At 32.8% G+C, this 12,775-nt stretch carries 10 protein-coding genes and 1 pseudogene; 1 reads left to right on the forward strand and 10 read right to left on the reverse strand.

All coding sequences use genetic code 11. The features are described from left to right. Positions 1–131: 131 nt before the first annotated feature. The 6 genes and pseudogenes from QM746_RS11530 to QM746_RS11555 form a co-directional block, all read right to left on the reverse strand. Positions 132–308 (reverse strand): annotated as a pseudogene (locus QM746_RS11530) (VapE domain-containing protein); the annotation flags it as partial. A gap of 75 nt (positions 309–383) precedes the next feature. Next, positions 384–668 carry a helix-turn-helix transcriptional regulator gene (locus QM746_RS11535; protein WP_213189205.1) on the reverse strand — a complete coding sequence of 95 codons (285 nt, stop codon included), beginning with the start codon at positions 666–668 and terminating at the stop codon, positions 384–386. Positions 669–927: 259 nt separating this feature from the next. Then, complete coding sequence (locus QM746_RS11540; protein WP_414984361.1) at positions 928–2,067, reverse strand: site-specific integrase; 1,140 nt, start codon at positions 2,065–2,067, stop codon at positions 928–930. Positions 2,068–2,270: 203 nt separating this feature from the next. Then, positions 2,271–3,656 carry a tRNA uridine-5-carboxymethylaminomethyl(34) synthesis GTPase MnmE gene (gene mnmE, locus QM746_RS11545; protein WP_414984362.1) on the reverse strand — a complete coding sequence of 462 codons (1,386 nt, stop codon included), beginning with the start codon at positions 3,654–3,656 and terminating at the stop codon, positions 2,271–2,273. Between the two features lie 69 nt (positions 3,657–3,725). Continuing rightward, positions 3,726–4,835 carry an acyltransferase family protein gene (locus tag QM746_RS11550; RefSeq protein WP_414984363.1) on the reverse strand — a complete coding sequence of 370 codons (1,110 nt, stop codon included), beginning with the start codon at positions 4,833–4,835 and terminating at the stop codon, positions 3,726–3,728. A 61-nt stretch (positions 4,836–4,896) separates the two neighbouring features. Continuing rightward, positions 4,897–7,071 carry an alpha-N-acetylglucosaminidase gene (locus QM746_RS11555; protein ID WP_414984364.1) on the reverse strand — a complete coding sequence of 725 codons (2,175 nt, stop codon included), beginning with the start codon at positions 7,069–7,071 and terminating at the stop codon, positions 4,897–4,899. Between the two features lie 396 nt (positions 7,072–7,467). Between QM746_RS11555 and QM746_RS11560 the strand changes: the two genes are divergently transcribed. Next, positions 7,468–7,902 carry an FKBP-type peptidyl-prolyl cis-trans isomerase gene (locus QM746_RS11560; protein WP_414984365.1) on the forward strand — a complete coding sequence of 145 codons (435 nt, stop codon included), beginning with the start codon at positions 7,468–7,470 and terminating at the stop codon, positions 7,900–7,902. Between the two features lie 8 nt (positions 7,903–7,910). Here the strand turns inward: QM746_RS11560 and QM746_RS11565 are convergent, their stop codons facing one another. From QM746_RS11565 to QM746_RS11580, 4 genes are all read right to left on the reverse strand, one after another. Continuing rightward, positions 7,911–9,641, reverse strand: a complete 1,731-nt coding sequence (locus tag QM746_RS11565; RefSeq protein WP_414984366.1) for an ATP-binding protein — start codon at positions 9,639–9,641, stop codon at positions 7,911–7,913. A 156-nt stretch (positions 9,642–9,797) separates the two neighbouring features. Next, positions 9,798–10,910 carry a sensor protein KdpD gene (locus tag QM746_RS11570; RefSeq protein ID WP_414984367.1) on the reverse strand — a complete coding sequence of 371 codons (1,113 nt, stop codon included), beginning with the start codon at positions 10,908–10,910 and terminating at the stop codon, positions 9,798–9,800. Positions 10,911–11,041: 131 nt separating this feature from the next. Beyond that, positions 11,042–12,133: a porin gene (locus QM746_RS11575; protein ID WP_414984368.1), complete on the reverse strand. Its 1,092-nt coding sequence runs from the start codon at positions 12,131–12,133 to the stop codon at positions 11,042–11,044. A gap of 34 nt (positions 12,134–12,167) precedes the next feature. Then, complete coding sequence (locus tag QM746_RS11580; RefSeq protein ID WP_414984369.1) at positions 12,168–12,770, reverse strand: K(+)-transporting ATPase subunit C; 603 nt, start codon at positions 12,768–12,770, stop codon at positions 12,168–12,170. Positions 12,771–12,775: the final 5 nt, after the last annotated feature.

The following is a 12,775-nucleotide window of genomic DNA, read 5'->3' on the forward strand; positions in this document are numbered from 1 at the left end:
TTTCTTATGTTTGGATTGTTAAAATAAACCAAGAACCTACAAATTAAAAGGTGAGTAATTCGGTGAGTATCTTAATTAGAATTCTTTAAAAGACTTACAAATAAAGGGGTTTTGCAAAAGGTGGTTATCCCTCACTCTCCGCAAAATTCGGGATTGTAATTTTTCCTTTCAAAAGCATTGAAATAAGCTTGAGCCCAAACTTTATCAATATCTACTTCTTTGGAATATTCAAAATCAAATGAATATACCTCAAAAATCAACCAGCGAATGCTTCCTGTTTCATCGGTAAGAAAATCAGTCCGATTGGTAGAACCTACAAATTATTTGTACCATTTTTTCAAGTGTAGAAAAGTTTTAAGCCTAACTGTAATGATAGTTAGGCTTTATTTTTTGCGTAAAGAAAATTCGATTGCTTCTTGTTGAATTTCATCATTTGATTTATGACTGTTTTTTAACAACCATTCATCAATTTTTTTTCTTTCAAAAAAGAGAATTTTTCCAGAAGGTTTAGAAAATGGGATTGAATTAGTATGAACCAATTTGTAGATATAGGATTTCTTGAATCCTGTATAATCTGAAAGCTCTTCTACATTAAGAATTGTTTTGAGTCCGAAAATATGCTTTTCAATTCGGTTGAGCTTATGAATAATGATTTCGTTATTTTCCATCTGTTTCTTTTATTCGATTTAACGAAGCAAAAGTCAGCATGAAAAACTATAAATACAATACTATCAATAGATTGTGGGCTAATTAAGACTAATCTGGATTAATTTGGAATCTCCAAAAGTGTAAAAAAGAATAATCTAGATTAATTTGGAAGGTTAAACATATTTATATCCAAAAGCATATAATATTTATTTATATTGAACAATTATATTTAATTGCATATAATTTTGTGTTTTTGCTTAAAATAATAACAAATAAATCTTACATTTCAATCTTTAATTCCGGAATTATTTCTGCTGCTTCTCTTGCTTTAGAATCTACAATTTTTGCATAAATCTGCGTGGTTCTGAGTTCTCTATGTCCTAATCTTTTTGAAACGGTATAAATGTCTGCACCATTTTCCAATAATAAGACTGCATTAGTATGTCTTGCTGAATGAAAAGTAATATGCTTAGAAACAGCTGCACGATTACACCATCTTATAATTTCGGTATTGTAAGTCATTCCATATTTCAAACCCTTAAAAACTCTTTCCTGGTGATCTTGTCTTTCACCTAACAATTCTCTGGCTTGTTTTGAGATATACAAATACTCTACTCCATCTGTTTTTTCTTGTCTAAAATTTACCTTGCTTACTTCACCTTCATCTCTAACTTCGCACCACTTTAAAGTATTGATATCTGACCAACGAAGACCAGATAAACACGAAAAAAGAAATGCTTTTTTCAAAACTGGATATTTACACTCTGACTTTGCTAAAGATTGCAATTCATCAAAAGTGAGATATTCTCTCTGACTTTCTGCTTGTTCAAATGATTTTACTTTAGTAGAATAATTAATAGAAAGAAAGCCGTCATCAAAGGCTTTTTTTAGACAAGCTTTAAATTTGTTGAAGTAAGAATGTTTTGAATTTTGAGACAAAGGCAAGTTGCTTTTCGTAACAGCTTGTTTATCAAAATAATCCTTCACTTTTTTTACAAAGTTTTCATCAATTTCATCAAAAGTTAGATTTAGTTGGACTATTTTCTTTAAATGAACATAAGTAGATTTCCAGTTTCCATAATTATCGTGAGAGAAATTAATTTCTCTATCATCTACCATTTCAGAAAAGAAATTCAGAAAGGTTCTTTTTGCTTTTGTGGTGCTTTTCATCTCAAACTTACCTTGTATGTAATCTGTTTTTTTTATAGCCAAGATATTTTCAGCAAGTTTTAAATTTTCCTTATTCTCGTTTCTTTCCGTAGTTGTTTTAGGATTTTGATGCAAATAAATTTTCAAATATTCTTGAGTTCTCAAATGTTGTCTTTTACCATTAGCATCAATCGTTGAACCTTTGTAGTATTCTAAATAGAGACTTATCTTCCCTGTATTAAGAACTTTTTCTTTTAATGTTATTTTCATTTTTTTAGTTTTACTAAACTGCTTCTGTTAGCTTGTTTACACAAATTTGTACACCTTTTGTACTTTTTGTACACCTCAAATCAAATGAGGTGTACAAAAGGTGTACAAATATATAAATAAAAGATTAATAAAAGAAAATATAATTTACATAAATTGCTGTAAATCAATCAAAAGAAAGAAAAAGAAACTAAAGAAAAGCATATTTATTTCCCGATACAAAACTTAGAAAAAATATTACCCAAAACTTCATCGTTGGTAAATTCGCCTGAGATTTCGCCAAGATGTTCTAAAGCATTTCTGAGTTCATAAGCCAATAATTCGGTGTGAATTTGTCCTGTAATAGCGCTTTCTACTCTGAGTACAGCATCCAAAGATTTTTGCAAAGCTTCGTAATGACGCTGATTGGTGATAACAACGTTTCCTTCCTCAGATTTTAATTGCTCAACATAAGAAGAGAGTTCATTTTTCAAATCCTGAATATTTTGATTTTCTAAAGCCGATATTGTGATAAAATCAAAAGCATCAGCAATCTCATTTCTAAAAATTTGTTCTATTTTTTCATAGTGAGTAGGTATTACTTCATCTATTTTTGTAGCACAGATAATTAATTTCAAATCGTCTCTTATCAAAGACTTTATCATTTCAATATCTTCTGAGAAATTTTCTGTTGCGGCATCTACTAAATATACCAAAATTTCAGCTTTTTCTACTTTTTCTTTGGCTTTTTTCACACCAATAGCTTCAATTTCGTCTGTTGTTTCGCGCAAACCTGCAGTATCTATCAATCTGAAAGCATGACTTTTAATGTAGAGAATTTCCTCTATCGTATCACGAGTGGTACCAGCAATATTACTTACAATAGCTCTTTCTTCTTTTAATAGAGCATTTAGTAATGTAGATTTTCCAGCGTTTGGTTTTCCAATAATGGCAACGGCAATACCATTTTTTACCGCGTTTCCATATTGAAAACTATCTAATAAATTTTGAATTTTGAATTTCAAATTTTGAATTAATTTCACCATCGCAGAACGGTCGGCAAACTCTACATCTTCTTCAGAAAAATCGAGTTCAAGTTCTATTAACGAAGTGAAATTCAACAAATCGTTTCTTAAGATAGAAATTTCATTTGTAATTCCACCTTTTAATTGATTAAGAGCTACTTTTCTGCTAGCTTCATTCTCAGAAGTGATAAGGTCTGCAATAGATTCGGCTTGAGACAAATCTATTCTCCCATTCATGAAAGCACGCATGGTAAATTCTCCTGCTTTTGCCATTCTGGCACCATTTTTAATCAAAACTTCCAGAATTTTTTTCCCAATATGTGGCGAACCATGAAAAGAAATCTCCACAGAATTTTCTGTAGTAAAAGATTTCGGAGCTAAGAAAACAGACGCCATTATTTCGTCTATTACTTCATTTCCATCTACAAAATAGCCGTAATGCACGGTGTGAGATTTTTGTTGAGTCAAATCTTTTCCTTGAAATGACTTTTGAACAATAGAAATAGCATCATCACCAGAAACTCTAATAATGCCTATCGCTCCTATTCCGTTGGCTGTTGCCAATGCACAAATGGTATCTTGATTCATTTTGCAAAGATATAAAAAACGAAAAGAGTGACGAATTTTGAGTTTTGTTGAATGATGATAAAAGCGAACTTAAATCTTAATATAAATCTTTTTCTTATCTAAAATATAGCCCACAAACCAACAAATCATCATATAAATAAAAGCGAATAAAAATGCTCCGAAATAATCTCCTACAGGTTGAAAAATATTCTCATAAAACCAAACGTAGGAAGATTTTCCAGCAATAGGAATTCTCCACATCAACGGAACTAGAAGCTCTGACAAAAGATAAATTGCCAATGTATTTTTACCAAAAACTTCAAAAAAATACAATCCTTTTTTCTGATGAAGAAAATCTGAATAATATACTACTAAACCCAATATGGAAGCAGACAAACCGATAGTGAGCAAGACGTAAGAACTCGTCCATAATTTTTTATTGATTTCAAAACCATAATTCCACATAAAACCAACAGCAATAAATAGAAAACCTATCATGAATATTCTTGATAAACCTTCAAAAGTTTTCCCTTTTTCTTGAATTAATTTTCCTACAAAATAACCTGCAATTACATTTACCAAAGCAGGAAAAGTACTCAGCAAACCTTCTGGGTCAAAAGCAAATCCTTCGCCATGATAAATGTGTCCTTCGGAAAAAAGTTTTAAATCTAAATCCAATACTGGATTATGATGCATATCATAAGAGCCGTAAACGTAGTAAATCAACCTATAGCTCAACAAAATAAAGACGCTTATATAAAGTGAAACTTTAGGTTTAAAATAATACAACAGCAAAGATGCCATTCCGTAGCAAAGAGCTATTCTCTGCAAAACTCCAAAAATTCTTGTTTCTTCAAAAGGAAATGTTTTCGCATTAAAATCTGCATCTACATTATAAAACGGAAACCAATACATTAAATATCCCAGTAAAAAAATAAGGAAAGTTCTTTTAAAAATCTTTGTTAAAACTTTACTTTGAGGCATGTTTTTCCATTTATCCATCACGAAACTCATAGAATTTCCTACAGCAAATAAAAACGACGGAAACACCAAATCTGTAGGCGTAAATCCGTTCCAATTGGCATGTAGAAGCGGCGCAAATGTAGTTCCCCAGTTCCCTGAAGTATTCACGATAATCATAAAACACACCGTCATTCCACGGAAAACATCTAATGCTAAAGAACGATTATTTAGTTGCATAAGCTATTCATTTTAAAGTAAAAAGTAAAAAATAAAAAGACTAAATCCTTAAACCTAATTCCTAATCACGAACATATTTATCATACATTTTTGTACTCACTTCCCAAGTATTTCCTTTCGGTTTTGTAGGATAAAGATTTTGAGCCTCAGACCAATCCCAAGCAAATTCATTTACTTTTTTAAGAGTTTCTTTTTCGTCTAAAGCTTTGTTATTTTCTACTGCAGAAATGGCATCTTTGATGAAAATCTCCCATCTTTTACCATAAAAATCCTTCATCAATCCAGCGATTGAGCGATTGCCATAATCATTCAAATCTCTGCCTTTTTCTCCCCAAACGGTAATTATTTTTCGGGCATCTTTCTCGTAATAATGCTTTTCCGAATCAATATCCGTCATGGCTTTTGCTTCTTCAATCCAAGTGCCAACCAAATAATTTTTATTGGTTGCCAAAAGTTCATCAATATCATTAATCAGTTCTAACATTTTTTGTCCTTGAACTTTCATTTTAGCTACATCTTTTGCGTCATAAGCTTGGGAGAAATCGTCTCTGTATTTCACAAAAAGATTTCCCAAAACTTGTTTTCCCACAACAGTTAAATCGTCGTTATAGGTGTCTGAATTTCCTTTTGCTAAAATCAACTGTTTCCAAGCAAGTGCCAAATCTGAGTTTTGGTATTTAATATCAGGATTCACCGTCCAGTTAAAATGTCCTTTCAGAGTAGGTTTAGAATTCGTTAAATCTCCTTTTCCTACATCCGAATAATCCACATAAATTTTCTCCGAAAGAATCTTCCAAGCTTCAGCAGAATTTTTATTAGGCTTTCCAAGTCTTATTTTTGCATAATTTTCAACAAAAGGTTTCATACTGCTGCCTTTAGTCCAAGCCTTATCTAGGATAAATTCGTACATCACAGGATTATTGCCAAAACCTTCTAAAGTAGCACCCAATCCCCAAAAATTCTTACCTCCATTTTTAAAAGTATTCTCCAATTTTTCGTCTGCATCTTTCAGATTACCGTGTAAAGTGGTATTGCCACCGAAATTCCCCAAATAGCTCCAAATGTAAGGTTGCCCAAAGAAAGATTCTGTATTTTTCCAAACTTCTTTATTGTCACAAAAATAATCTAGTAAAATCATTTTACCTTCTGGAACAGCTTGCAAATAGGCTTTGATACGTTCATTAGTCCATTTATCTTGCATGAAATAAAAAATCCATCCCATTTGCAGCCATTGTGCATCTTTATCAACTTTGGTTAAAGATTCGTAAATATGCTTAGAAACATTCGCCAAATATTGAGGCTCCCAACTTGGAGGCGTTACCTCGTTGAAAGGGTCTGTGCCATAGATGTGGTCTGTTCCAAATTCTTTGGTTTGCTCTTTTAAAAACTCTTCTTGAATTTGATTAAACAAAGGGTCGAAAGAATCTAAGAAATAGCTTTGATATTGCTCGCTGAAATTTCCCCATTCTCCAAGTGAAGTAATTTTAGCATTGGGGAATTTATTTTTAAGCGCTTTGGGAACATGTCCTGCGAATGCGGGCAACACAGGTTTCATGTTAAAACTTCTGGCTCTTTCCAGAATTTTCTTTTGCAGAGCGGCTTGTCCGTCAATCCAAGACATCGGAAGCGGACCTTCCCAATGGTCTATATTCGCCATTCTGTGCCAAGGTAAATAGGCTGGCCCTGTAAAGAAACTTCTTACTTCATCATCAGTCAATCCAAATTTTTTCCAGACGTTGAGCCAAACTTTTTCTTGTCCGGTAATCGCCAAAGGCAAATTAACTCCGTTAAGAGCCATCCAATCGATAAAACGTTCCCAATCTTTCCATTTCCACCAAGGCATGGTATAACCGAACGTACAATAATTTAAGAAAAAACGATTCTGAACTCTTGCATCATTCTTAATAATTTCAGAGAAAACGGGCATTTTTTTTGGTAAAACAATTTGATTGGCAGCCAACCAAGATACCGAAGTATAACAGTAATTTTTAAGATAATAATTGAATCCCACTGCCATAGAATTGGCATTATTGGCAGTAATGTGAAGCTTGTTTTCTTTAAATTGAATTTCGTAATAGTCTTTTTGTTCAGCATTACTTTGTTGATGAAAAACCACTTTATCCGAATACTTTGGTGCAATTCTATTTACCAAAGCACGAGCTTCTGCTACATCTTTATTTTGAGAAAAACCTAAAAGAACACACAACGAAAATAAAAGTGAAAGAAGTCTTATCATTTGAGTACCGCTATTTTTTTGATGGTTAAAGATAAGAAATTATTGTCTCATTTTGATTGTTTTCAAATTAGTGAATTCTACTCTGCTCGGGCAAGAGATAGGTTTCAAATTTAACTAACGTTATATAAACATGCTGAAATGTTATGATGGTGAAACTTAACAAAATCGTTGGAAAGAATGATTTAGAAAAAAAGTAAAACTACATTTCAATATATAATAAATAAAATAAATAATTCAAAATAAATAATTTAAACCATTTATTTAAAGTAAATTTTAACACTAAAAATATTAAATAGTTAATTGTAAAATATTGAATTTAGGCAATAGAATTAAGAAAATAACTGTAGATTAAATGATTACTTTTAGCATCTTTGCAATTCTTAAAAGAAAATTAACATGGGCGTTGCAGAAATACTATTACAAAGAAAAAAAGCACTAGCAGAGAAAAATCTAAATGAAGGGAAAGCCTTTTTAGAGGAAAATGCTAAAAAAGAAAGTGTAGTTTCTTTACCTAGTGGCTTGCAATATGAAGTAATAACTGATAGTGAAGGCAATAAACCTTCTGAAACAGATACAGTAGTTTGTCATTACCACGGCACTACCATTACAGGAAAAGTTTTTGACAGCTCTGTACAAAGAGGTACACCAGCCAAGTTTCCGCTCAATAGAGTAATTTATGGTTGGACGGAAGGATTGCAACTTATGTCAATTGGAAGCAAATGGAAATTGTTTTTACCTTCTCATTTGGCTTATGGTGAAGAACAAATTTCTAAAGAAATAGGACCTAACAGTACCCTTGTTTTCGAAGTGGAACTGTTAGGAATAGAATAATTATTTCTTTATTCAGCTTGTTTTAGTGTAAAATAAAAGACACTTCCTTTGCCTAATTCGCTCTTTACCAATAATTTACCTCCTTGTGCTTCAATAAACTCTTTACCTATACTGAGTCCAAGACCTGTGCCTTCTTTTTTAGAGCCAGGAATTCTAAAATACCGCTCGAAAATTTTATCATGGTATTGCTCTTCTATGCCTTTCCCGAAGTCTTCAACAGAGAATTTAACCCCTCCATCTTCATGATTTACCCTTAAAAGCACTGCACTATTCTCATAAGAATATCGAATAGCATTAGACAAAAGATTATTAAGCACCCAAATTGTTTTATTACTATCTGCCAATATAATAGAATCTCCTACCTCATCTATTACTTTAATTTGAATATGTTTTTGTTCAGCTGAAGATTTGTTAGCATCTACTGCGTTTTCTACAATATTTTTCACCGAAGAAGGCTTTATGCTAAGGTGCATATTTCCGCTTTCTAATTGTGTAATATTAAGCAGTTCTCCTGTAATATTGAGCAATCTATTAGCATCTTCCCTTATGCCAGTTACCAAATGTTTTTGTTCGTCGTTTAAAGCACCAATTTGAGTATTTTCTAACAATTGTAATCCCATTTGGATGGAAGCAATAGGCGTTTTGAATTCGTGAGAAACTGTACCCATAAAATTGGTTTTTGCCATATCGAGTTCTTTGAAAGGAGTAATATTTTTTAAAATAATAACCTTACCAATAAATTGTGGAGTTCTTTCGCCCGTAGGAACAATATTAATATCTACAATTTCTTTTTCAAAATAAGATTCTTTGCCGTCTGCATAAATTTTCATCGGTTCGGCATTGGTATTTTTGAATTCGGGCTGAATCATTTCTTTAATCATTTCTCTCACCAAATCGTTTACTACCGCTACATCTTGTATTAGCTTCCCAATCAAATAATCTTTTTTGAGACCGATAATTTTAATGGCTTCATCATTAACAAAAAGGATTTTATTTTCTTCATCAATTCCAATTACAGGATTGTTCATTTTATCAATTAAAGTTTCAATCCTTTTTTTTCCTTGTAAGATTTTATCAATTTTACTTTCAGAATATTCTTGCAGTTTCTCTGCCATAACATTAAAAGATTTCGCCAAGTCTCCAAATTCACTATGACTTTCGAAATGCACCCTTTCTTTGTAGTTTTGATTGGCAATTTGCCTTATACTTTCTGTTAAAATCTTAATAGGGTCTGCAATGTTAGAAGGCAAATTCACCAGTAAAATAAAAGCAATAAGAAAACACAACATTCCCGTTGCCGAAATCACTACAATAGCATTGTTTGCTGTGGCATCTGCAATTTCGCTTTTTCGTTCAATAGCGCTCATATTCAGTTCCATCAAACCAGTGATGTCTTTTCTAATTTTAGACTGAATTGTAAAATCTGAAGGATTTGTTTTCAACATTTCGAAATGAGCTGATATACTGTCTGTCATTTCTTTTTCGCCAGCCTCTGTAACGTTGTTTTGCTGTTTGGTAAGATGCTTCTGGAAAATTAAAAAAGATTGAGTATCTGTAGGAGCATTCTCTAATGCCAAAAGCATATTTCGAGAGTATTCTAATGTGTTATAATTGGCAACCAAAATGTTATTGGTATCTCTTTTTAGCTTGTTGATGTACCAACCGCCCAATACTGCCAAAAGCATAATCATTAAAAAGAGCAATCCTACTCCGGCGTTAAGTTTCGTTTTTATTTTCATTTCTATATATGGTTGATGGTTGATGATTGATGGTTTTGGTATTGCAAATATATTTCAAGGATTTGAAGTATTGATTCTAAATTGAACAAAAAACGCTTCGACTCCGCTCAGCGTTACTTCACACGACCTTTCCTAGTTCAATATACAATAAGTCGTTCAACTCAATATTACCAAATCTATATTTTCTATGGTTAATCTGTTGAGCAAAGAATTGAAAGTATCTGTAGCCAAGATAATTTTCCAAAGGTTGAGATGAGGTTTCCCAATGCAAACGGTGGTAATTTTCCGTTCTTCACATTGCTCTATAATAGCTTTGGTAACGTTGTCGCTTTCAATTTTAATGATTTCTGCACCTAATTCTGTTGCCAACTTAAAATTATTGATGAGATGTCTCTGTTTATCTAGCGGAATTTTATCCGCACTTTCTTTAGGAATCTGCACATACAACAAACTCCATTGGCTGTTGTAATAATTTGCCAAACGAGCTGTTTTTCTAATCACTTTTCTGGCTACTTTCTCATTAGAGCTTATACAAGCCAAAAAGCGTTCTTTTCGAATGTTTTTCAACTGAGAAACTTCGGTTTCCACCTTCCTCTTCACCTGCGAAGCCACCTCCTTAAGTGCCAACTCCCTCAACTGAAGAATATTTTCGTTTTTAAAAAAATTATTGAGGGCTGCATTTATTTTGGTAGCATCATAGATTTTACCGTCTTTAAGTCTCTTAATCAATTCTTCCGCCGTAAGGTCTATATTTACCACCTCATCAGCTTGCGCCAACACACTATCAGGAATGCGTTCTTTTACTTCTACATTGGTAATGTCTTTTACTTCTTCGTTTAAACTTTCGATATGCTGAATGTTTACAGCACTTATCACGTTAATGCCTGCATCTAAAACATCTAAAACATCTTGCCAACGTTTTTGGTTTTTGCTGCCTTCAATATTGGTGTGTGCCAATTCGTCTATAATAACCACTTCCGGACGAAGGTTAATAACTGCCTGTACATCTAGCTCTTCTAATTCTTTGCCTTTGTAAAAAAGTTTTCTTCTGGGGATGAGAGGCAGCCCATCCATTAGAGCATGCGTTTCTTTTCTGTTGTGGGTTTCTACATAGCCAATTTTCACGTCTATTCCACTTTCTAAAAGCGAATGCGCTTCTTGCAACATTCTGTACGTTTTGCCTACACCAGCACTCATTCCGATGTATATTTTGAATTTTCCTCGTCTTGATTTTTTTATTAAATCTAAAAAGTCTTGGCTGGTTTGCATTGTTGAATTGTTGAATTTGTGAAATCGTTAAATTGTAAAATTGTGAAATTGTTAAATCGTTAAATTGTGAAAAGTGAATTTTTCTGTTTTTCACTTCTAACTTCTGACTTCTGACTTATAACTTTCGACTTCTAAAAACTTACGGCAATTGAAGTAAGCACTGAAACATCATTTTTTTGAAGTTCTAAATCTCTATTGATAAAAATATTGTCTTTGCTGCTCAAATTTTTAATTTCTGTTCGCCAAACCAAGTTCGGTAAAATCTGATAATCTGCATTGAAAGAATATCCAAAAGTTTGAAATCCATTAGGTGTTCCCGTAGCAATAATTACTCCTTTTTTATCTTGATAATACTCTCCTCTTGCTGCAAAACTCAATTTTTCTGTAGGACTGTATTTTACAACAACTACCGGAGAATACCAAACATTGTATTGTTCGCTGCTTTTTTCTTTTTGCTCTGCCCCTATATCAAAACCCGCTACCAAAGCCCATTTGTTATTCACCTGAAAAATTCCGTACAAATTATGAAAATATCTCATCTGTTTTTGCGCATCTGGCTTATCATTTCCTATAAAAGAACTGCTATTCAACGTTATTTTATCATTGGGTTTATACGTCAATTGATGCCCGAAAGCAATGGTAGAATTGCCATCTACTCTCTGAATTCTTTGCCAACCATTCAGAATCAAACCGCTCACCAACCATTTTCCATTGTCTGTGGTGTAAGAAACTTTGGCTCCTGCTTCATAATAGGGAGAATTTTCTGCGAGCATACTTCTGGTAAGTGTAAAACAATCTTTACTTATGGCACTTTCAAAACCTATGTGCGAAGGCAAAATCCCAGCATCTATCCAAAGATTTTTACTTTTTGAAATTTTAATTCCCACATTAGCTTCATAAATATTTTTTAGAACGCCCTGTTCTGCGGCATAATTGGCGTTCATATACGTACCTGCAGCCAAAGCCAAATTGGCTCTGAACTGTTCGGTTTCGTAATTGGCTTTTATCAATCCTAAGTTAAGATTCACCTCGTTGTTTCGGTTATGACTGTATATAAAAGATGGTCTGGTGTTGTTTATAGGATTTTGGAAGTCGTATTGATAGTACACTTCTGCATAACCAGAGATTTTCAAAGGTTTTCTATCTGTTTCTTGTGCAAAAAACAGCGGAGACGTTCCCAAGATTAATAAAGCTAATAAAGATTTGTTTTTATTGATTTTCATTGATTTTGAATATTTGTATTGATAATTGATTTGATTATTTTAATTGATTAAGTGCCAAATTGAGCTTCAGAACATTAATTTTTTCAGTTCCTAGAAAGCCAAAAAGAGGTTTTTCTGTATTTGAAGCAATTAAACTTTCAATTTTAGACATTTCTATTTTTCTGATTTTAGCAATTCTTCTCACCTGAACTTTTGCTGCTTGCACCGAAATATTAGGGTCTAAACCACTTCCACTCGCCGTAACCAAATCTGATGGAATTTCAGATTTTTTAACTTTAGGATTGTGTTTCAAAAAATAAGTTATTCTTTCTTGTACAGTTTTAAGGTAATCTGGGTTTGAAGGACCTTTGTTGCTACCCGCAGCGCCAGCAGCATTGTAATCTACGGCAGAAGGTCTAGACCAGAAATATTGATCTTGGTCGAATTTCTGACCAATGTTTTCATAATAGTAAGAAGTTTTTGATGTGAAGTCAGACTTCTGGTTTTTCACATTTTGCTTTTCATTTATAATAATTTCTCCTTTACCATTGTTGGGAGCAAATTGTGCAATCCCAAAAATAAGAAGGGTATAAAACCCTGAAAAAACGAGCAAACAAACCGCTGTGAGTCTTATTGCAGGTAAAATATTTTGTTTCATAATTT

It is taken from the genome of Cloacibacterium sp. (assembly GCF_047601505.1).
Taxonomy (GTDB): Bacteria; Bacteroidota; Bacteroidia; order Flavobacteriales; family Weeksellaceae; genus Cloacibacterium.